Below are 20,890 nucleotides of genomic sequence, written 5' to 3'. Positions count from 1 at the left end.
AAATGCGAAACATCGTCGTTGGCTCGCGGCGCAGCAAGCTTGCTTTGACTCAGACGAACTGGGTCATTAACGAATTGAAGCGGCTCGGGGCGCCGTTTACGTTTGAGGTAAAAGAAATCGTCACGAAAGGAGATCGCGTGCTCGATGTCACGCTCTCCAAAGTAGGAGGCAAAGGGCTGTTTGTGAAAGAAATTGAGCATGAAATGCTGACCGGCGGCATCGATATGGCCGTCCACAGTATGAAAGACATGCCGGCAGTACTGCCGAGCGGATTGGTGATCGGCTCGGTTCCGCGGCGTGAGGATGTGCGTGATGTGCTCGTCAGCAAGGGGAATCTGTCGCTTTCCGATTTGCCAAGCGGGGCGGTCATCGGTACGAGCAGTCTGCGCCGCTCGGCACAGTTGCTCGCCTATCGGCCGGATGTGACGATCAAATGGATCCGCGGCAACATTGACACAAGGCTGGCGAAGCTGAAAAACGAAGATTATGACGCCATCGTGCTGGCGGCTGCCGGCTTGGCGCGTATGGGCTGGAGCGATGACGTGATCAGCGAATATTTGTCGCCGGATGTGTGCGTCCCGGCGGTTGGCCAAGGAGCGCTTGCTGTCGAATGCCGTGAAGATGATGTGGAGTTGCGCGAGTGGCTGAGCCGTCTGAATGATGAACAGACGGAACGAGCAGTTCGGGCGGAGCGCGCCTTTTTGCAGCAGATGGAAGGTGGATGCCAAGTGCCGATTGCCGGCTATGCGGAAGTGAAGGAGGGAATGGTGCATCTTACTGCGCTTGTTGCCTCCCCAGACGGCAAAGAGAAATACAAAGAAATCGTCATTGGCGCTGATCCGGAAGAGGTCGGCCGACAGGCAGCTGCCCTCCTGAGTGAGCAAGGGGCCAAAGAGCTGATCGAGCGCGTAAAAAAGGAGCTGGGCAACTAATGACCAATCGTGCGCTGGCTGGCAAGACAGTGCTTGTAACCCGTGACAAGGAGCAGGCGGCATCGTTTTCCGCCAAGCTGCGCGACGCTGGTGCGGTGCCGATCGAAATCCCACTCATAGCTATCCGGCCAGCGGCGACACCGGAAGCGATTGCCGCGCTCGCCGAACGGCTTGAGGAATACCGATGGCTCGTCTTGACGAGCGCGAACGCCATTCGCTTCTTTTTTCCGCACGTTTCGTTGTCGCGGCCGTTGCCGAATATCGCTGTCGTCGGACGGAAGACGGCAGCTGCCCTCGCTGAGTACGGTGTTTCACCGGTGCTCGTGCCGGATGATTTCACCGCTGAACGGCTCGCTGCCATGCTTGCACCGCGCTTGAAACAGGGCGAACGGGTGCTGTTTGTCAAGGGGGACTTGGCGAGCCCGACGCTGCCTGAGGCGTTAAGAGAGGCTGGGGCAACAGTTGATGAGTTTATTGTGTATCGCACCATGCCGGATACGAGCGGAGAAGAGCAGTTGTTGACACTGCTGCGCGAACGGAAGTTGGATGTACTCACTTTGATGAGCCCATCAGCAGTCCGCAGCCTTGCCCGTCTTCTTGGCGGAGAAGCGAACGAGCTTCTCTCCGGAGTCACCGTCGCCTGCATCGGACCGGTGACAAAAAAGGCAGCCGAGCAGGAAGGCATAGCAGTACATATTTGTCCAGCTGATTACACGGCTGATGGTATAATGAAAGCGATGGAACAATATTTTTCCACGGAGGGACGATAAATGTCATTGTCATTTGACCGCCATCGTCGCCTGCGGCAAACAGCCGCCATTCGGGCGATGGTACGCGAGACGCATCTTCGCGTTGATGATCTTATTTATCCGCTGTTTGTCGTCGAAGGAAGCGGCATTCGCCGCGAAGTGCCATCGATGCCTGGGGTATACCATTTATCGCTTGATCGTCTAACGGAAGAAATCGATGAAATCGCGAAGCTTGGCATCCGGGCGGTCATGGTGTTTGGTGTGCCGGACGAAAAAGATGAAGTCGGTTCGCAGGCGTATTGCGAAACTGGGATCGTCCAGCGAGCAATCCGGCAAATCAAGGCTGAACGTTCGGAGATGGTCGTCATTGCCGATACATGTTTATGCGAATATACGAGCCATGGTCATTGCGGCGTCGTCGAAAATGAGCAAGTACTCAACGACCCGTCGCTCGAGTTGCTCGTCAAAACGGCAGTGAGCCAAGCGCAAGCTGGTGCCGACATCATCGCACCGTCGAACATGATGGACGGGTTTGTCGCCGCCATTCGCCATGGGCTTGATGAAGCGGGGTTTGAGAACGTGCCGATCATGTCCTATGCAATTAAGTACGCCTCGGCATTTTACGGCCCGTTCCGCGATGCAGCGGACAGCGCACCGCAATTTGGCGACCGGAAAACGTACCAAATGGATCCGGCCAATCGTCTTGAGGCGTTTCGCGAGGCAGAATCCGATATAAAAGAAGGCGCTGATTTCTTAATGGTCAAACCGGCGCTTGCCTATATGGACATTATTCGCGACATCAAAAACCGGTTTCCGCTTCCGCTTGTTGCCTATAACGTGAGCGGTGAGTATTCGATGGTGAAAGCGGCAGCGCAAAACGGTTGGATTGACGAAAAATCAGTTGTGATGGAAATGCTGACAGGAATGAAGCGAGCCGGCGCTGATTTAATCATCACATATTTTGCGAAAGATGTTGCTCGCTGGCTGGCTGAATAGAGAGGGGGCGGAATCGTGCGAAGTTATGAACGGTCGAAAGCGGCTTATGAAGAAGCAGTGACATTAATGCCAGGTGGGGTAAACAGCCCGGTTCGCGCCTTCAAATCGGTCGGGATGACGCCGATTTTTATGGCGCGCGGCCAAGGTGCGAAAATTTACGATATTGACGGCAACGAATATATCGATTATGTGTTGTCATGGGGACCGCTCATTTTAGGGCATGCCGATCCACAAGTTGTTGAAGCGTTAAAACGGGTAGCCGAACAAGGGACGAGCTTCGGCGCTCCGACGTTGCTTGAGAACGAGTTGGCCAAACTCGTGATCGAGCGGGTGCCTTCCGTCGAGATCGTACGAATGGTCAACTCCGGAACGGAAGCAACGATGAGCGCCCTCCGTTTGGCGCGTGGCTACACGAAGCGCAACAAAATCATCAAGTTTGAAGGCAGCTACCATGGTCATGGTGATTCGTTGCTTATTAAAGCTGGCTCCGGTGTGGCGACGCTCGGCTTACCGGATAGTCCAGGCGTACCGCAATCAGTCGCTCAGCATACCATCACCGTTCCGTACAATGATTTGGACAGCGTGCGCTATGCATTTGAGCGGTTTGGTGAAGACATTGCGGCGGTGATTGTCGAGCCGGTAGCCGGCAATATGGGCGTTGTTCCGCCAGTCCCTGGCTTTTTGGAAGGGCTGCGCGACGTGACAAAACAATACGGCGCTCTATTGATTTTTGACGAGGTGATGACCGGATTCCGTGTCGATTACCATTGTGCACAAGGGTATTACGGCGTTGAACCGGATTTGACGTGCCTCGGCAAAGTGATCGGCGGCGGCCTGCCGGTTGGAGCGTATGGCGGTAAAGCAGAAATTATGGAGCAAGTTGCACCGAGCGGGCCGGTGTATCAGGCCGGTACGTTGTCCGGCAACCCGCTTGCCATGACAGCCGGTTATGAAACGCTTCGCCAACTGACACCGGAAACGTATAAAGAGTTTCGTCGGAAGGCAGCGCGCCTTGAAGAAGGGCTGCATCAAGCTGCCGAAAAATATGAGATTCCGCATACCATCAACCGCGCTGGATCGATGATTGGCTTTTTCTTTACGAACGAGCCGGTCATCAATTACGAGACGGCAAAAACGTCGGATTTGGAACTGTTTGCCGCCTATTACCGGGAGATGGCGAACGAAGGCATTTTCTTGCCGCCGTCACAATTTGAAGGGCTGTTTTTGTCGACTGCTCATAGCGATGAAGACATTGAATATACGATCGCCGCTGCCGAGCGGGTATTTGCTCGTCTGCGCGGCTAAATCCATCGGGCTGCTGTATGGGCAGCCCGATTTTTTTATCATACCGCCTCTTTTCCGTTCATACAATGGATAATGTCATAGAAACTATTTGTCGAGGGGACGGAAGGAGGAAGCCCGGTTGGAGCAATCGTATTTGCGTTTTTCATTGGAAGAATCAGTCTGGTTTAAAAGCGGACAGGAAGTCGCCGAGTTTTTGTCCATCTCTCTTGATCCGGTCATTTCCGTCGACGAGTACGACCAATATATTACGATTCGCGGCGCGCTCGAGTTAAGCGGAGAATTCCGTCAAGCGGACGAATCGCCGCAGAGGGACGTGGATGATGATACGTTTGAATCGGCAAGCTATCGATTCATTCAACACATTTCGGTGCGTGAAGACGGCATTAGCGAACTGTTGCACCGTTTTCCAATTGATATTACGATTCCGAAAAACCGTATTCGCGAACTTGACGATGTATACGTGACAGTCGAATCATTCGACTATGATTTAGGTGACAACGGAAGGCTGCTTGTGACTGCAGACATTTCGATCAGCGGGATTAGTGAGGCGCCGCTCGTCGATGACTTACCGGATGATGACGAAGATGAGGAGCCGCTGTTTACCCCATTTGAGTCAATCGCCCGCAAAGAGGCAACCGACGATGAAGCATTCGCATCGGAAGATCGCCCCGCTAATGAGGTGAACGAACAGCCTATTGCTGCAGTCAGTGAAACGCCGTCTTCCGAGCTTGAACTGGCGGCTGTGCGCCATGAAGAAACGCCGTCTGATCAAAAAGAGGACGTAAAAGAGCCATTTTTGCCAATTGAGACGGAAACGAAAGCTGTCAGTGCGGAAGCAGAAGAGGAACTTGATAATCTGTCGCCGCCAACGGAGGCGAAAGTATCGATTGGCGCAGCCAAAAAAGCGATGGATGAAGAGGACGAGGAAGAACAACAAACGGAAGTGAAAAGTGAAAACGCCCTTTACTTAACGAAGCTGTTTGCCAAAAGTGGAGCGGAAGAGTTTACAACCGTCAAAATTTGCATCGTCCAACAAGGAGATTCGTTGGACAAGATTGCTGAACGGTATGATGTGACGATCTCCCAACTTTTGCGCGCCAACGATTTGGAAAGCGCGGAGGACGTGCATGAAGGGCAGCTGTTATATATTCCGGCCTTGGCGGGAAGCCGTCCTTTCTCGTGAAAGGAACGCTTTCCGTTTCTTTTGCCGGTGAGGGGGCGTAACAATGGCCATACGGTCTGAAACGTACCGCGCCGTACTTCATCAGTATGGGCTTCAACCACAGCGCATCGAACAGCGGGGCAAAGCGGCGAAAGTGTACACTGATCGCGGTATTTTTGCCTTAAAAATGCTCGACGGCGAGCAGGAGGCGGCCGCCATTTGGCAGTCGCTTCACTATTATGGCCGCCATTGCCCTCCGGTTTATTGGACGAGGCATCGGTCGCTGTTTGCGGCGGAGGGGGGCCGCCTTTATTATTTACACGCATGGCAGGATGGAGAAGCGAGAGCAAGGGAGGAAACAGTGCGTGCCTTTTTTCACGGACTGTCTCGTCTCCATCGCGCTACCGTTCGCACCGTCGAAGTGAGCGAGGAAGAGGTCGCCGCTTATCGAAAACAAAAAAAAGAGGAATGGCAGCGGGAGCGGACGGTTTGGGAAGAGCGGATCGAGCAGTATGAAACTGCCTGGTACATGTCACCGTTTCAGCTGCAGTGCTGTACGTATTTTCATGAGGTGATGCGCGCTTATTTGTTTGCTGAGGACCAGCTGACCGCTTGGGAGGAGGCACTCCAAGAAACGAAACAATGGCGAGTTGCTTGGGTGCACGGAAAAGCGCGTCTTTCTCATTACGTAGCACCGTATTGGATCAGCTGGGAGCGAGCGCACTGGAATTCGCCAGTATATGATTTGATCGCTGCACTTCGCGTTCATGTCCAAACGCTTCCGCCGCTTGGACAGGAGTGGATGAGGGGGATGGATGAATACGAAAAGGAACTCCCATTATCCGCCGGGGAACGGGCATTTTTATACAGCCATTTAGCCGAACCGCGCGGGTTTGTCCGCTGCCTTGAACAATATGAAGCTGCGCCGAGAAAGGAACGGAACGAGCGGAAATATGTTGCCGCCTTGCAACGCTGCTATTTTGCCTTCAAAAACATGGAAGCGATTGTGATGCATCTTGTCCAACGCGACGCTGCGCGGCAGCAAGAAGAGGCGATCAAGCATGAAGAGCCAGAACAAGGGGACGACAGCGGTTAAATCCATTCCAAATGGAGCGCCACAGCAATCAAAACAAAGATGGCTAATAAAATGACATCGAACGTCGTTGGCAAAAAAATGGTGCGAATGGCTTGAAAAATAGTGAGCGGAATGATCACTTGGGCGCAGACGGCGCGCACTTGCCTCAGCCACGGCGGCCATGAATATGGGTTAAATCGCCGCATCGGCACTTCCCTCCTTCTCCGGTTTACTATACAATATGAAAAGGTCCATTATTTGTCACCTAAGGCAATTGGAATAAATAAATAAAAACTTGGCAAAGATGATGGACAATGGTAGTATAATAATCGAATAATGATGAAAAAAGCGAAGACGGGGAGGAGTACAACAGTTCGCTCCTGCAGAGAGGGAAATCATAAGCTGCGAGATTTCCTAGGATGTCGACTGTTGGAAGGTCGCCCTTGAGCTGCTTCGTTGAAAGGCGAAACCGCTGAGTAGGGGAAGCCGGCTTGATGCCGTTATGCTAATGAAGTGCTTAAGCCTCTAGGAGACGGGTGATTGAAAGGAGAATGTCGTTGAAAGACGCAAGTCGAGAAACCTTGCGGCCGCTCCTGATGGAATATTGCCCGATGCTCGGAAAATGGCACCTTTTCACCGTTCTTCTAGGCTTAAGAAAAAAGGTGGTACCGCGAAAGCAGCTCCTTTCGTCCTTTTTGGATGAAAGGGGCTTTTTTGCTTGCCTATCGGACGGTTGATCCTGTAGGCAACACAGCCATTGTTTATCACATGAAGGAGGGAATAAAAGTGGCACAGCATGAAGTGTCGATGCCGCCAAAATACGATCACCGCGCTGTTGAAGCGGGGCGCTATGACTGGTGGCTGAAAGGCAAGTTTTTTGAAACGACCGGCGATCCGGACAAACAACCGTTTACGATCGTTATCCCACCGCCGAACGTCACAGGCAAACTGCATTTGGGCCATGCGTGGGATACGACGCTGCAAGACATCATTACGCGCATGAAGCGGATGCAAGGGTATGATGTCCTATGGCTTCCGGGTATGGACCATGCCGGCATCGCCACCCAGGCGAAAGTGGAAGAAAAATTGCGCCAACAAGGACTGTCCCGCTACGATTTAGGACGGGAAAAATTTTTGGAAGAAACGTGGAAATGGAAAGAAGAATATGCCGGCCATATCCGCAGCCAATGGGCAAAATTAGGGCTCGGCCTCGATTACACGCGCGAGCGGTTTACGCTTGATGAAGGGCTGTCAAAAGCCGTACGCGAAGTGTTCGTCTCGCTTTACCGGAAAGGGCTCATTTACCGCGGTGAATACATTATCAACTGGGATCCGGCGACCAAAACCGCCTTGTCCGACATCGAGGTCATTTACAAGGAAGTGAAAGGTGCGCTTTATCATTTGCGCTATCCGCTCGCTGACGGCTCGGGCTACATTGAAGTAGCGACAACCCGTCCAGAAACGATGCTCGGTGACACGGCCGTCGCGGTTCATCCGGATGACGAGCGGTATAAACACTTGATCGGCAAGATGGTGAAATTGCCAATCGTTGGCCGGGAAATTCCGATCATCGCTGATGAGTATGTCGATATGGAATTCGGTTCCGGCGCGGTGAAAATTACACCGGCACACGATCCGAACGACTTTGAAGTTGGCAACCGCCACAACTTGCCGCGCATTCTCGTCATGAACGAAGACGGTACAATGAACGAAAACGCATTGCAATATCAAGGGCTTGACCGGTTTGAATGCCGGAAGCAAATCGTCCGTGATTTACAAGAGCAAGGCGTCCTCTTTAAAATTGAGGAACACGTCCACTCGGTCGGGCACAGTGAACGGAGCGGCGCCGTTGTTGAACCGTATTTGTCGACACAATGGTTCGTAAAAATGAAGCCGCTCGCGGAAGCTGCCATCAAGATGCAGCAAACAGAAGGAAAAGTGCAATTTGTGCCGGAGCGGTTTGAAAAAACGTACTTGCACTGGCTTGAGAACATTCGCGACTGGTGCATTTCGCGTCAGCTTTGGTGGGGGCACCGCATTCCGGCGTGGTACCATAAAGAAACGGGTGAAATTTACGTCGACCACGAGCCGCCGGCAGACATTGAAAATTGGGAGCAAGACCCGGATGTGCTTGATACATGGTTCAGCTCGGCACTCTGGCCGTTCTCCACAATGGGGTGGCCGGATACGGAAGCGCCGGACTACAAGCGCTATTACCCGACCGATGTGCTTGTCACCGGCTATGACATCATTTTCTTCTGGGTGTCGCGCATGATTTTCCAAGGGCTTGAGTTCACTGGGAAGAGACCGTTTAAAGATGTGTTGATCCACGGCCTCGTCCGCGACGCTCAAGGAAGAAAAATGAGCAAGTCGCTCGGCAACGGTGTCGACCCGATGGATGTCATTGACCAATACGGCGCCGATGCGCTCCGCTACTTCCTAGCGACCGGTAGCTCGCCAGGACAAGATTTGCGCTTTAGCACGGAAAAAGTTGAGGCGACGTGGAATTTTGCTAACAAAATTTGGAACGCTTCACGTTTCGCCTTAATGAACATGGGCGGCATGACATATGAGGAGCTCGATTTGAGCGGCGAAAAAACGGTCGCCGACCATTGGATTTTAACGCGCTTAAATGAAACGATCGACACGGTGACGAAGCTCGCCGACAAATACGAGTTTGGTGAAGTCGGTCGCACGTTGTACAACTTTATTTGGGACGATTTGTGCGACTGGTACATTGAAATGGCGAAGCTGCCGCTTTACGGCGATGATGAGACAGCGAAAAAGACGACGCGTTCAGTTTTAGCGTATGTGCTTGACAATACGATGCGCTTGTTGCATCCATTCATGCCGTTCATTACCGAGGAAATTTGGCAAAACTTGCCGCATGACGGCGAATCGATTACCGTTGCCTCGTGGCCGCAAGTGCGTCCGGAGCTGTCAAACGAAGAAGCGGCGGAAGAAATGCGGATGCTCGTTGACATTATCCGCGCGGTCCGAAACGTTCGTGCCGAAGTCAATACGCCGCCGAGCAAACCGATTGCGCTCTACATTAAGACAAAAGACGAACAAGTGCGCGCAGCGCTTATGAAAAACCGCGCTTATCTCGAACGGTTCTGCAATCCGAGCGAATTGATCATTGACACGGATGTTCCGGCGCCAGAAAAAGCGATGACTGCTGTCGTCACAGGGGCAGAGCTCATTTTGCCGCTTGAAGGACTCATCAATATCGAAGAAGAAATCAAGCGGCTTGAGAAAGAGCTCGACAAATGGAACAAAGAAGTCGAGCGTGTCGAAAAGAAACTGGCGAACGAAGGCTTTTTGGCAAAAGCGCCGGCTCATGTCGTCGAGGAAGAGCGGCGCAAGCGGCAAGATTACATCGAAAAACGCGAAGCAGTGAAAGCGCGTCTTGCCGAGTTGAAACGGTAGACAAACAATTCTTTTGTTGATTATGATGAAGACGAATCCGCTATCATGCGGGTTCGTCTTTTTCGCTAGCGAAACACCTAGTCAATCGCTAATTTCTTATATCCATCTTCTCGAGGGAGGAGTCATCAGCATGATCCGGACATATGAAGAAGCCGTCACTTGGATTCATGAGCGGCTACGTCTTGGCATGAAGCCGGGGTTGGCCCGGATGGAATGGATGATGGAAAAGCTCGGCCATCCGGAACGCCGCGTCCGTGCTGTCCATATCGGCGGAACGAACGGCAAAGGGTCGACAGTGGCGTATTTGCGTTCGATTTTGCAGGCGGCCGGTTATTCGGTCGGTACGTTCACCTCACCGTACGTTGAGCAATTTAACGAACGGATCAGCATCAACGGCGAACCGATTCGCGATGAAGAAATCGTTGAGCTTGTGCAAGTCATTCAACCGCTCTCGGACGAACTCGAACGAACAGAACTTGGTGGACCGACCGAATTTGAAGTGATCACCGCTATGATGCTCTATTACTTCGGCAAAAAACGGATTCAAGATATTGTACTTATTGAAGTCGGGCTTGGCGGACGATTGGACTCGACGAATGTGATTTATCCGCTCGTTTCCGTCATTACGAACGTCAGCTACGACCATATGAACATTTTAGGCGATACGCTCGCGCAAATTGCGGCCGAAAAAGCAGGAATCATCAAATCGGGGGTTCCGCTTGTGACAGCGGTGAATGAGCCGGAAGCACGGGAGGTCATCGCTAAGACGGCGGCGGAGCGGAAAGCGAAAACATACTGGCTTGGCGTTGATTTTTCCGTTTCCCACCAGCAAACGACCGCTGAAGGGGAGCAATTTTCCATCACAACGCCGTTTGCTGAGTATCGTGACTTACGCATTCACATGCCGGGAGCCCACCAAATTGAAAACGCGGCGACGGCCGTCATGGCGGCTGAATTGCTTCGGCTGAACTATTCGTTTTTGATTGAACCGGAGCACATTCACGACGGACTCGCTATGGCTGCTTGGCCGGGCCGGTTTGAGCGGGTGAGCGATGATCCGCTTGTCATTATCGACGGCGCCCATAACGAAGCCGGTATTCGCGCTCTTGTTGACACGGTGCGCACCCATTACTCGGACAAGCGGGTGCATGTGTTGTTTGCTGCGTTGGCCGACAAGCCGCTTGAACGAATGATCCGTCTGCTTGACGAGCTGGCTGAGACAATTACGTTTACGACGTTTGATTTCCCACGCGCCGCAGCGGCTGATGCACTTGCCGCCCTTTCTTCTCATCCACAGAAAGCGGTCACGGACGATTGGACCGGCTGGATCCGTGAGAAGAAAAAACAAATAGGGGATGATGAGCTGCTGCTTGTCACCGGATCGCTTTATTTTCTATCGGAAGTGCGGAAACTTTTAAAAACCGATGCCAATTGATGAAAAGAATTGATATAATGAAAGAAAAATAGTTCTTTTGGCACGGGAGGGGAGGCGCATGCGGCGACGAAGATGGCTGTTATGGGGGATGTTGTTCTGGCTGATGGCAAGTATATGGCCGAACACCGCAGATGTCGTTTATGCCGACCCAAAAAAGGGAGCGATCACTTCCGTTTCCGAGGAGAAAATTGAAGGATGGGCGACCGCTCCGGGAGAAGGTGATGGAAAAGGCAACAGCATTCGCTTTTTTGAGGTTCGCATTCAGCTGAAAGGACAAAACGGCACTGCTGTCAGCTACCGGACGGAAGCGGTGGAAGTAGAGCCGGATCGGAACGGCGAGAAAAAGTATACATTTTCGCTCGATATGCGCGGCAAATGGCCATCGGCTCCGGGAACAACGGCCACTTATGAAATCGTTGTCGATGCTTACCGGGTGTTAGGAAACGGACAAGAAGAGGTGTATTTTTCATTTCCGCAGCCGCCTTATGAATATACGAGGCAAACGGAGACGAGCACGGCGAAATTGGATTTTTCCCTCTCATTTTCACAGCCAGAATACGCCAAGCCGCCAGACGGCGATGCCCAAGGACGACTCGATGTGACGCTCATCCCGCAAGGTGGGGTTCCGGCGCCTGTTCGCCCGCCGATCGATGTCGTGTTTGTGATGGACGTGTCAGGCTCCATGACGACGATGAAGCTGCAAAGCGCCAAATCCGCTTTGCAGGCAGCGGTGAATTATTTCAAAACCAATTATCATCCAAATGATCGGTTTGCTCTGATTCCGTTTTCTGATGACGTGAAGGCAACAAGTGTTGTTCCGTTCGGATCGAAATCAAATGTTATCAGTCAATTAGACGCCATACTTGATGAAGGAAACCGTTTGACGGCCAACGGCGGGACGAACTACTCGGCTGCCTTGTCGTTGGCTCAGTCGTATTTTAACGATCCAGAGCGGAAAAAGTACATTATCTTTTTGACTGATGGAATGCCGACTGTGCTAAACACAACGAGTTCGATTACACATAAGGAAATTAAGAAAGGTTTTAAAGATGATGGTGAAAAAATCACCGCTTCCCTACCGCTCATATATGGATTGTACAGCGACGGAAAAATGACGAGCATCAGCTTTACCGATAAGGACGGTTATGACCGGCTATTTTACAACAATCATATCGATTATGTGAATGGGTGGCTGTTTTCCAACGATAACGGCTATTCGTTCACTTATGCCTGGGGTGAAGGGAAGGCTTACGGTGATGCCGTCAATGTGGCAAAAACGCTTGTCATGAACAACATCACGCTGTATTCGATCGGTTTTGGCAACAATCACGAGGTCGATATGGACTATTTGCGAGCACTGTCGACGACAGCAGGAGGGGAAGTGCGGCAAGGAACACCGCAAAACTTGACTGAGCTGTTTCAACGGTTTTCACAAATGCCCACCGATCCGACTTTAACGGGAACGGTTCGTATTCCGCTTGCTTCCTTTGGAGGCAATGTGACCATTACAGAAAACGGCCAAGTATGGCTAGATGAAGACAAACAAAACGCGTATATTTCGTTTTCGATTCCGTATGAAGTCGGGAAGCCAGCGCCGGCGCCGATTACGATTCCGGTTTCCGTCTCCTTTAAGCAAAAAGGGACATATACGTTTACGGCCGAACTAACGTACCGTGATGTATACGGGCAGTTGCAGCCGGCAGTGACCAAAACTGCGACGGTCATAGTGAAAGATGCATACGTGCCGCTCGAACGGATGGAGTTTCCCCGGGTGCTGTACATGGAAGTTGGCGAACGGCTTGAAGTAATGCCGCAGCTTCGCTTCATTCCAGACAATGCGACCGATCAAACGCTTCGCTCCGTTGAATCGTCCGCACCGGAGTATGTCGAGGTTGTCCGTGAAAACGGCGAGTGGGTTTTGGTTGCCAACGATGTCGGTTATGCGACGGTGACGGCGACTGCTAATGCGAAAACGAGCGATCATCAGCCGATTCGGGCGAGCGTGACGGTGATTGTTCGCGAACCGGAAGATCACGGTGATAACGACGGGCGAAACCGATGGTAATCGACATCAACACAACTAAGCTTGTTGACGAGATCAAATGATATCGACAAATTAGTGGAGGTTTTTCCGTAAAAAAGGGCGGCCAGATCGACCTAGCCGCCTTTTTCTTTATTCTACTTTCAACCGGTCTACAACGAGGGACAACCGTTTGACAAACGGAAGACCTTCCCCGCGGTCGATCAGCACTTGCGGGTCGTGACGGATGACGAGACGCGACTGGCCGATGTCGTCATCCGGAGCTGGAATGAACGACAATCCGTTTTCCGCCCGGCCGCGATAAGCGTTGACGACAAGGCCGGATATGTCAGCATCCGGTGCGTGTTTGGATGCATCGCCGCGTGCGAACAAGCCGCCTTGAATATGAATGTACGAGCCAACCGCATAGACTGTGGCATTGCTGCTCGTGTAAAAATAGCCTTTTAAGTTCGGCTGCCGCGGAAACGAATTATGAAACTCATTAATGCGCGCCAGCTCAAGCGGACCGTCGGATAACAGGACAAGCTCTTTTCCGTCCCAATCGCTAATGTCAGCGTCATAAATGAGCGTGCGCCCGGTGACATATACAGAGGCGTCAAACGCGACATTTCCTTGAATCGTTAAATCACCGAGCACGATCAAATTGCCGCGCACTTTTGTCGGCGTCTGTGCCGTATTGCCTAAAAACAAATCGCCGTTGACGATGAGCCAATGTTTCTTTAGGTCAATTTCCCCATGATCAACAAAAAACGAGGAAACTTCTGGATGATAAAGCAGGACAGACTGATGCCACGAACCGTCGAGCAGTGGCTCAATGTCATCCACCAACGTTAGGCGGTCTTCGAGCATCGAAAGCATGTCTGGAATGCCCTTATCAATCCATTGTTCGTATTCATCGCTAAACGTTTCGATACCTGCCGCATTAAGCAGCTTATCTTTCACCGTCCAGTTAAAATCAACGTCAATAAAATCGTCTGTTTCTTTTTGTACGGTCGCTCCCTCTAAACCAAAGGAAAAGTGAATTGACTGTCGAAGAAACGTTCCTGACGCCCTTTGATAGCAGTCAGCTCCGCTTTTGCAAGAGAACATCTCTCCTTGAACAAGCCAGGCATTGTCGGCCGAAAGGGAAGGAAAAGAAGTCGGTTCGGTCCGGCGTTGTGAATGGTCGATATAGTTGGCGGCGTTCGTGACATAGGCATCGTTGCCCGCATACACATGTCCGTCGATATATGCGCCGCCGTTGACAGCCAAGTCCTCCGCCGAGCCGAGGGCGTATTTTAAAAAACTTGGCGTGTTGGAGATAATGACGCGCCGCGTGACCGTTTTGCTCCCATGCGGCTTCGAAATATAGAAAACGCGGGTAAACAGCTTTTGCCGGTCGATCCCTTCTTCCTCAGTCGCATCGTGGATAGTGACTCCATATCGCTGTTCAAATGCGGACAGCCAACGGCTTAAATCATCGTCAAAGCGCACCGGCGTAGAAAGGACAAAATCCGGCTTGGCGATGGTCGCTTTTAAGGAGGCGACCGTTTCGTCGATGGCGTTGGCGGCTTCGTGAAACGATTCGATATCTTCGACGCGCACGTCAGTAAATCGCGCCTGTTGAGCGGCAACCGCTAAAATCGTTAAGCCGAGCAAAAAGAAGATGGTGATGACAAGCATCGTTGTCACTAAACTGTAGCCGGCCTCGTTTAGACGCAGGCGGTTCATCGAGCTTCCCCCCCTTAAAAGCCGAACTCCGTTTTTAATGTAAACGGTTGTACATACAGCCAGCTATCCGGATCGGCGTGTTTGCGGTCTTGCACGGTGAGCTTCATCGTGACCACACCGCTGCGGCAAATATGCGCTTCCCCCTTTTTTTCTTCGCGCAGGCAACGGAGCGAAAGTGTGGAATCGGCGGCCAGCGACAGGCGTGATGAGGAAATGGCTTCCCCATTGATCGCAAGCGCCCCGTCTTCAATCGAAATCGTCAGTGCGGCACCGTCCTTTTTTTGTTCAGCAACAAATCCAGACAAGGTGTCAATCCATTGTTGTCGGTCCTCAATGAAGGTTAACGTCTGTTCATTGCTTACGCTTAGATCAACGCCATCGGGAGCGAGTTCGTACAGCTTGTTCATCATCATGGCGACGGCATAGTCCGCCTCACTGCGCAGTTCGTTCTCGATGCCGATCCGTTGATAGGCGCGAATGCCGGTCAGAAAGACGGTATAAATGGCGCCGATGATGAGCAGCGAAATGGAGACGGCAGCAAGCAGCTCAACAAGCGTCATCCCAGCTTGGGCTTTAGCGGATCGTCTCATCAGTGATTACTCCTTCCACCCACTCCGCCTCTTCGGACCGATCGCCCCAGCGGACGATCACATACATTTTCAACGCATACTGTTCCAAGCCAAGTTCAGACTGCCGCACTTTTTCCGCTTCTTCGCTGATCCGTTCGCGCAGTGAACGTGGGAACTCCTCAGGAGGGGATGAGGTGAGTTGTTCCCAGAGTGTTCGTTCATACGGAATGAGAAAAACAGCGACCCGCCCGTTATCGTAAATGACATTATTGATCATCGGGGAGAATTGGGCTCGGCATACGTCCGGCTCAGGGAAAATGGCCGCATGTTCACAATCGACCCCCGTCAGTTTTACAAATGGCGTTTGTTCGTTGGTCGATTGGCGGACATGTTGTTCGAGCGCAGAGAAGTTCAATTTTCCCATATATACAGCGACGCCGCGGGCGATATTGATCGCGACCGTGCGCCCTTGGTTGTAGGACGTATATGTCATCGCGTTCGTAAAAAAGTAGAACAAGCCGATCACCACGCCTGATAATAGGGTGATGGCGAGCAGTGTTTCGATGAGGGTGAATCCCTCTTTTTGATAAAATGTACGAAAATTGTACCAATACATTCGTCACAACCTTCTTTCAAAATATGTAATTTTATTATACAATAAGTTAAAATTACTATGTAGATTTTTAGGGTAATAGGGTGATAAGTCATACATTTGTAATCGTTGCGCCGGGAAGGAACGGATGGGCATGTGGAAAGAGGCGGTTATTTATCTTGCGGCATTCATACTGGCTCTTTTGGCGATTTGGTTGTTGCCGCTTGGGTTCAGTCGAGCCGGGGGTGCAGTAGTTGTCGCAGTTGCGTTTCTCATCGCGGTATTAGCTCGACTGGCCGAATCGGTCGTGCCGCTTTGGCAAATCGTGCTGTTGCTCGGGCTCTTGCTGGCTGCGGTTTCGTATTTATTCGACCGCCGGTTTGGCACGGTCCTCTATCGGTCGGTAACGGAAAAGGAAGAAGATGACGAGACGAATGATGCTCGGATAGAAAAAACGGTGCGCTTGATGAAGCCGATAGACCATAACGACAAAGAAGCGGATCAGCGTGAGGCAAATGACTTGAACGACGGACGCCAGCAAACAGCGTTCAGGCAGGAACACGGACATGTCGCTCCTGAGGTTGCTTTGCCAAATGCAGCGGTGCGCCTTCATGACGGTTTGGAAGCGGACGAACCCGCTTCAGACGGGCTTGAACCAGCGCTGAAAGATTCGGCTTCAGCGTTGAACGAACCGACGACCGCTGTCGATGAGCCGAGGCTGTCTTCAGATGAATCGATGTTAAGGTTAGATGACCTAGGGACAGCTTTAGGTGAGCTAGGGGCAGCGGTCAAACATGCTGAGGACTTCGAACGGGAAAAAGAGCGTACGGAACGTTCTGCCGCGCTGCTGTCGGAATTGGCAAGCCATGCGGAACAACGTGTGCCTTTCTCTTTGGAGTCCATTGCCTTGGGGGAAGATCGCAGGGCGGTTGAGCGTGAAGAAGAGCGCTCCGCCTTTTCGCCTGCCTTGCTTCCGATGCAGGTGGACGATGAGGAGCAACCTTCCGATTCCGCTTTTGAGTCGGTCATTGCAGCTGATGAGCCGGCACGCCCCTCGCATGACTGGCTCGATGAGCTGCCGGTCGCTATGACGCCAGATATCGAAGCAGCGGCGTTGCAGGCGGAAGCAGCCGCTGGCTCCCTAGCGAATGATCACGATGACTGCGATTTGTTGCAGGCAATCGATCGGAGTGACGCCGCTTCCCTGTTGACTTTTTTTGAAGCAGATAACGACTATGGCGATGAAAGCGAGCTCATTTCCGAGCAGGAAGCGTTGCTTGAGTGGACGTCTGTGAAAGATGCGCCGCCGGACATAACACAAGTTTCGCTGTCGGAAGTGGGTAGCGTTACTGAGCAAATAGGGGAAACGGATGAGGAAAACGCACTGTTTGAGCAACAAGGAGAGCGACAAACAAAGCAGAACCGACAAGCTGGGGTCGGATACTGCGAGCTCGAGGAAGATAGGCGAACCGGCAGGAAGAGAGGGAGCGAATAACCTGAAGAGCAATAGGAAGAAGACAGACGGCTGAACCGGAAAACGGTGCGCACAGAAGGCGTGCCGCTGGGTATCTTGCAATGGTGTCTTAATTACCGCTGTTTTAATGCTGCCGTCTACGCTCGCTGTCTTTATCGACACTTGAGCGCGCTGCTTTCCGATTGCGATTATTACATATTGGCTCGTTTGTGAATGGAACATTATGTAATAGAACGACGGGTCGACAAGTTATGATGCAGATGCACGCCTATTATTCGTTGTCAGAACAACGCTTCACAAAGAGGGTGTGCACAAGTTGCAAGAAGCAGGTCCGGGTGTCATCGTCAATATCTCAATGAATATGGAAGCATAACAGGAGGAGGGTCGGCAGTGGAAAAAGCGACCCCGTGGAAATTGTTCGCTGTGATGGCCGTTTGTACGATCTATTTTATTACTTTTTCGCATTTCGGCACCTTTGCCTATAATGCGTTAATTCCGGATGACGGCCGCTTAAGTGCGGGAACGGCAGTCGGACCGGTTTCATTGGCGAATATGACAGTGCCCGAAGCCCATGAGGCGGTGACTAGCCGAGTGAACCAATGGAAGGCGACCGCATCCATTCCGTTGCGATATCAAGAAAAACAGATCGACCTGTCGGCGGATGTTTTTACGTTCCGTCTCGAAGAAAGTATGAAGCGGCTCATTGATGGGAAGCACACCCCGCTTTTTGTCATCATGGATTTGGAAAAGTGTCTCAAAGCAGTGGAAGCTGTCGTTCCGCTAGCGCCGCTCGAGGCGCTGGATGTCAAGCGGCTTGGGGAGGACTTAGAGAAACGGGCGGCTCAGCTGCAGTCGCCGTCTTCCCCCATTGACTTAGCAGGCTACATATCGTTTCCGGACGGGAACGAGCCGGTTGTCAGTGAAGCAGCTGTACCGTTGTCTGATGCGGCGGCTGCCCTCTGGCTGTCGACGGAGCGGCGTGCGACGATCAAAGCGGGGCAGCTGTTTTCGCTTGATGATTGGCTTAAAAAGGAAAAGGCGGATTTCAGTGATGGAGCGGCCGATTTGATCGCTTCGGCGGTTTATCAAGCGGTGCTAAAAACGAATTTTGCTATTGCCGAGCGCTACACGAGCCGCACGCTGCCCGACGGAGTAACGCCCGGTTTTGAAGCGGCCATCAGCAATGGCCGCGATTTGGAATGGCTCAATCCAAACACAACTGATTACACGCTTTGGCTTCGGTATGACGGGCAAAGCGTACACGCTGAGATCTCCGGCTTGCCATTTGTCTATCAATATATCATTCGCACCGGTGAAGCGGTGAACATCGAACCGCGCACAGTTGTTCAATATGATGCGCGCTTGGCGCCGGGGGATAAGCAAACGAAACAAATGGGCCGCTTGGGGCTGTTTGTCGAGGTGACGCGCGAGGTGCGCGACGGGCCGCGTCTCGTCCGCAAGGAAACGGTCAGTGAAGATTTTTATCCACCGACATACACGATTGAAGTGCGCGGTCTCGAGATCCCGAAAAGCAGCGTCGAGCCAAGCAGTGATGAGGAAGGCGAAAGCGGCGAATCAACGGAAAGCGAAAACGGTGAATCGATGGAATCACCGAACCCGACAGCAACAGAAAATAGCGAAGAGAATACAAGGGACAAACCGGTGCCAAAAGAAGGCGATGAAGCGGACAGCCGTGAAAATGCGCCTACTGCCAGCGGTAAAGGGGAGACGGAAGCGAGCGGAGGGGGAGAAAAATGAGCAAAAAGCAAGAACGGAAACGGCTTGGCGATTTGCTTGTCGAAGCGGGATTAATTACGAAAGAGCAGCTCGCCGAAGCGCTACGTGAGAGGGTGCCCGGACAAAAGCTTGGCGATGCCTTGTTGCAGCGCGGCTACATTACCGAGCAGCAGCTGATTGAAGTGCTTGAGTTCCAGCTTGGCATTCCCCATGTCAGCTTATACCGCTATCCGATCGATCCGAAAGCAACAAGCCTTGTGCCGAAAGAATTCGCCCGCCGCCATATGGTGATGCCGCTCAAAGTCGAAGGCGAGCGGCTGCTCGTCGCTATGGCTGATCCGATGGACTTTTTCGTCATTGACGATCTGCGTCTTTCAACCGGGTTTCAAATCGAGACGGCGATCGCCTCGAAAGACGATATTTTAAGAGCCATTAATAAATATTACGACATTGATGAGGTGTTTGCTGATTTTGTGCAGGCATCGCCGCTGGAGGTGCGCGAAGACGAACAGGCCGATGACGATGATTCCCCGATTGTTCGGTTGGTGAATCAAATTTTGCAGCTTGCCGTTGAGCAGCGGGCAAGCGATATTCATATCGATCCGCAGGAGACGAAAGTGCTCATTCGCTACCGGATCGATGGTCTCCTCCGCACCGAGCGGGCGTTGCCGAAACATATGCAAAGCATGTTAACAGCGAGGATTAAAATTTTAGCCAATATGGATATCACGGAACATCGCATTCCGCAAGACGGCCGGATGAAAATGGATATCGATTTCCACCCCGTCGATTTGCGTGTTTCCACACTGCCAACGGTGTACGGCGAGAAGATCGTTATGCGTGTCCTCGATCTAGGGGCAGCCTTGAATGACATTCATAAACTCGGCTTTAATTCGGTGAATTTGGAGCGTTTCATCCGCTTAATTGAACGGCCAAACGGCATCGTGCTGATCACTGGGCCGACCGGTTCAGGAAAATCGTCGACGTTATATGCCGCCTTAAACCATTTAAACCGAGAAGAAGTGAACATCATTACGATTGAGGATCCGGTCGAATACCAAATTGAAGGGGTTAACCAAATTCAAGTGAACCCGAACGTCGGCTTGACGTTCGCTCAAGGGCTTCGCTCGATTTTACGTCAAGACCCGAACATCATCATGGTCGGGGAAATTCGCGACCGCGAGACGGCCGAAGTGGCGATTCGCGCCTCGCTCACTGGGCATTTAGTGTTAAGTACGCTTCATACGAACGATGCGTTAAGCACGATCACCCGCTTGATCGACATGGGGATTGAACCGTTTTTAGTGGCGACATCACTCGTTGGTGTCGTGTCACAGCGGCTCGTGCGCCGCGTCTGTCGCGACTGTCAAGAAACGTATGAACCGACAAAGCGGGAGAAAGAAATTTTCGCCCGCCGTGGAATCGAGGTGCAAACACTCGCCCGCGGTCGCGGCTGTCCGATGTGCAATATGACTGGTTACCGCGGCCGGCTGGCGATTCATGAGCTGCTCGTCGTGACCGATGAGATGCGGCGCGTCATTTTAAATAATGAACCGTTTTCGAAATTGCGCGAGCTCGCTATTCAAAGCAAAATGATTTTTTTGCTTGATGACGGGCTATTGAAAGTGAAGCAAGGGATAACGACACTCGAAGAAGTGCTGAAAGTAGCCATTTTGCATTGATA

16 protein-coding genes and 1 other annotated feature are annotated in these 20,890 nt (G+C 52.0%); of the genes, 12 read left to right on the top strand and 4 right to left on the bottom strand.

Translation table 11 applies throughout. From position 1 onward, the window contains the following. The first annotated feature begins 2 nt into the window (after nucleotides 1-2). The 6 genes from hemC (at nucleotide 3) to ysxE (ending at nucleotide 6,240) form a co-directional block, all read left to right on the top strand. Nucleotides 3-932 (top strand): hydroxymethylbilane synthase, encoded by a 930-nt coding sequence (gene hemC, locus IC804_RS05105; protein WP_008881103.1) that lies wholly within the window; start codon nucleotides 3-5, stop codon nucleotides 930-932. Next, nucleotides 932-1,702 carry a uroporphyrinogen-III synthase gene (locus IC804_RS05100; protein WP_008881102.1) on the top strand — a complete coding sequence of 257 codons (771 nt, stop codon included), beginning with the start codon at nucleotides 932-934 and terminating at the stop codon, nucleotides 1,700-1,702. Before hemC ends, IC804_RS05100 begins: the two co-directional genes overlap by 1 nt. Continuing rightward, nucleotides 1,703-2,677 (top strand): porphobilinogen synthase, encoded by a 975-nt coding sequence (gene hemB, locus IC804_RS05095; protein ID WP_011887919.1) that lies wholly within the window; start codon nucleotides 1,703-1,705, stop codon nucleotides 2,675-2,677. A 15-nt stretch (nucleotides 2,678-2,692) separates the two neighbouring features. Then, nucleotides 2,693-3,982 carry a glutamate-1-semialdehyde 2,1-aminomutase gene (hemL, locus tag IC804_RS05090; RefSeq protein WP_008881100.1) on the top strand — a complete coding sequence of 430 codons (1,290 nt, stop codon included), beginning with the start codon at nucleotides 2,693-2,695 and terminating at the stop codon, nucleotides 3,980-3,982. 118 nt (nucleotides 3,983-4,100) lie between these two features. Further along, entirely contained in the window at nucleotides 4,101-5,165 is a 1,065-nt protein-coding gene (gene spoVID, locus IC804_RS05085) for a stage VI sporulation protein D (RefSeq protein WP_008881099.1), read from the top strand. A 43-nt stretch (nucleotides 5,166-5,208) separates the two neighbouring features. Then, nucleotides 5,209-6,240 carry a spore coat protein YsxE gene (gene ysxE / locus IC804_RS05080; protein ID WP_008881098.1) on the top strand — a complete coding sequence of 344 codons (1,032 nt, stop codon included), beginning with the start codon at nucleotides 5,209-5,211 and terminating at the stop codon, nucleotides 6,238-6,240. On the opposite strand, the gene IC804_RS05075 is transcribed toward ysxE, so the two are convergent. Further along, complete coding sequence (locus IC804_RS05075) at nucleotides 6,237-6,425, bottom strand: hypothetical protein (protein ID WP_008881097.1); 189 nt, start codon at nucleotides 6,423-6,425, stop codon at nucleotides 6,237-6,239. The genes ysxE and IC804_RS05075 overlap by 4 nt on opposite strands. A 136-nt stretch (nucleotides 6,426-6,561) precedes the next feature. After that, nucleotides 6,562-6,916: a binding site (T-box leader), on the top strand. Between the two features lie 110 nt (nucleotides 6,917-7,026). On the opposite strand from IC804_RS05075, the gene IC804_RS05070 reads away from it, so the two are divergent. The 3 genes from IC804_RS05070 to IC804_RS05060 all read left to right on the top strand — a co-directional run bounded on the left by IC804_RS05070 (nucleotide 7,027) and on the right by IC804_RS05060 (nucleotide 13,148). Next, complete coding sequence (locus tag IC804_RS05070; RefSeq protein WP_272880107.1) at nucleotides 7,027-9,648, top strand: valine--tRNA ligase; 2,622 nt, start codon at nucleotides 7,027-7,029, stop codon at nucleotides 9,646-9,648. A 130-nt stretch (nucleotides 9,649-9,778) separates the two neighbouring features. Next, nucleotides 9,779-11,083, top strand: a complete 1,305-nt coding sequence (locus IC804_RS05065; protein ID WP_008881095.1) for a bifunctional folylpolyglutamate synthase/dihydrofolate synthase — start codon at nucleotides 9,779-9,781, stop codon at nucleotides 11,081-11,083. Between the two features lie 58 nt (nucleotides 11,084-11,141). Beyond that, nucleotides 11,142-13,148 (top strand): vWA domain-containing protein, encoded by a 2,007-nt coding sequence (locus IC804_RS05060; RefSeq protein WP_011887917.1) that lies wholly within the window; start codon nucleotides 11,142-11,144, stop codon nucleotides 13,146-13,148. Between the two features lie 108 nt (nucleotides 13,149-13,256). Here the strand turns inward: IC804_RS05060 and IC804_RS05055 are convergent, their stop codons facing one another. From IC804_RS05055 to IC804_RS05045, 3 genes are read right to left on the bottom strand one after another with little or no spacing between them, the layout of a single operon-like run. Further along, nucleotides 13,257-14,834: a hypothetical protein gene (locus tag IC804_RS05055; RefSeq protein WP_008881093.1), complete on the bottom strand. Its 1,578-nt coding sequence runs from the start codon at nucleotides 14,832-14,834 to the stop codon at nucleotides 13,257-13,259. Nucleotides 14,835-14,848: 14 nt separating this feature from the next. Then, complete coding sequence (locus IC804_RS05050; RefSeq protein ID WP_008881092.1) at nucleotides 14,849-15,424, bottom strand: PilW family protein; 576 nt, start codon at nucleotides 15,422-15,424, stop codon at nucleotides 14,849-14,851. Next, the gene (locus IC804_RS05045) at nucleotides 15,408-16,019 is read right to left on the bottom strand and encodes a type IV pilus modification PilV family protein (RefSeq protein ID WP_008881091.1); all 612 of its coding nucleotides are present in this window, start codon (nucleotides 16,017-16,019) and stop codon (nucleotides 15,408-15,410) included. Before IC804_RS05045 ends, IC804_RS05050 begins: the two co-directional genes overlap by 17 nt. Nucleotides 16,020-16,143: 124 nt before the next feature. Between IC804_RS05045 and IC804_RS05040 the strand changes: the two genes are divergently transcribed. The 3 genes from IC804_RS05040 to IC804_RS05030 all read left to right on the top strand — a co-directional run bounded on the left by IC804_RS05040 (nucleotide 16,144) and on the right by IC804_RS05030 (nucleotide 20,888). Further along, on the top strand, nucleotides 16,144-17,490 hold the full coding sequence (locus IC804_RS05040) for a hypothetical protein (protein ID WP_011887916.1): 1,347 nt from the start codon (nucleotides 16,144-16,146) through the stop codon (nucleotides 17,488-17,490). A 369-nt stretch (nucleotides 17,491-17,859) separates the two neighbouring features. Next, nucleotides 17,860-19,227, top strand: coding sequence for a G5 domain-containing protein (locus IC804_RS05035; protein WP_008881089.1), 1,368 nt, complete (start codon nucleotides 17,860-17,862; stop codon nucleotides 19,225-19,227). Then, complete coding sequence (locus IC804_RS05030) at nucleotides 19,224-20,888, top strand: GspE/PulE family protein (protein WP_008881088.1); 1,665 nt, start codon at nucleotides 19,224-19,226, stop codon at nucleotides 20,886-20,888. Before IC804_RS05035 ends, IC804_RS05030 begins: the two co-directional genes overlap by 4 nt. The last annotated feature ends 2 nt before the right edge of the window (nucleotides 20,889-20,890 follow it).

It is taken from the genome of Geobacillus sp. 47C-IIb, from assembly GCF_014679705.1.
In the GTDB taxonomy this organism is placed as follows: domain Bacteria; phylum Bacillota; class Bacilli; order Bacillales; family Anoxybacillaceae; genus Geobacillus; species Geobacillus thermodenitrificans.
Note: the sequence above shows the minus strand (reverse complement) of the source record. Positions and strands in the feature narration are given on the sequence as shown.

Excerpts from the sequence above, each read along its gene's own strand:
- hemC (WP_008881103.1), top strand. The coding sequence starts at position 3 with ATGCGAAACATCGTCGTTGGCTCGCGGCGCAGCAAGCTTGCTTTGACT.
- IC804_RS05100 (WP_008881102.1), top strand. The coding sequence starts at position 932 with ATGACCAATCGTGCGCTGGCTGGCAAGACAGTGCTTGTAACCCGTGAC.
- hemB (WP_011887919.1), top strand. The coding sequence starts at position 1,703 with ATGTCATTGTCATTTGACCGCCATCGTCGCCTGCGGCAAACAGCCGCC.
- ysxE (WP_008881098.1), top strand. The coding sequence starts at position 5,209 with ATGGCCATACGGTCTGAAACGTACCGCGCCGTACTTCATCAGTATGGG.
- IC804_RS05075 (WP_008881097.1), bottom strand. The coding sequence starts at position 6,425 with ATGCGGCGATTTAACCCATATTCATGGCCGCCGTGGCTGAGGCAAGTG.
- IC804_RS05070 (WP_272880107.1), top strand. The coding sequence starts at position 7,027 with ATGCCGCCAAAATACGATCACCGCGCTGTTGAAGCGGGGCGCTATGAC.
- IC804_RS05065 (WP_008881095.1), top strand. The coding sequence starts at position 9,779 with ATGATCCGGACATATGAAGAAGCCGTCACTTGGATTCATGAGCGGCTA.
- IC804_RS05060 (WP_011887917.1), top strand. The coding sequence starts at position 11,142 with ATGCGGCGACGAAGATGGCTGTTATGGGGGATGTTGTTCTGGCTGATG.
- IC804_RS05055 (WP_008881093.1), bottom strand. The coding sequence starts at position 14,834 with ATGAACCGCCTGCGTCTAAACGAGGCCGGCTACAGTTTAGTGACAACG.
- IC804_RS05050 (WP_008881092.1), bottom strand. The coding sequence starts at position 15,424 with ATGAGACGATCCGCTAAAGCCCAAGCTGGGATGACGCTTGTTGAGCTG.
- IC804_RS05045 (WP_008881091.1), bottom strand. The coding sequence starts at position 16,019 with ATGTATTGGTACAATTTTCGTACATTTTATCAAAAAGAGGGATTCACC.
- IC804_RS05040 (WP_011887916.1), top strand. The coding sequence starts at position 16,144 with ATGGGCATGTGGAAAGAGGCGGTTATTTATCTTGCGGCATTCATACTG.
- IC804_RS05030 (WP_008881088.1), top strand. The coding sequence starts at position 19,224 with ATGAGCAAAAAGCAAGAACGGAAACGGCTTGGCGATTTGCTTGTCGAA.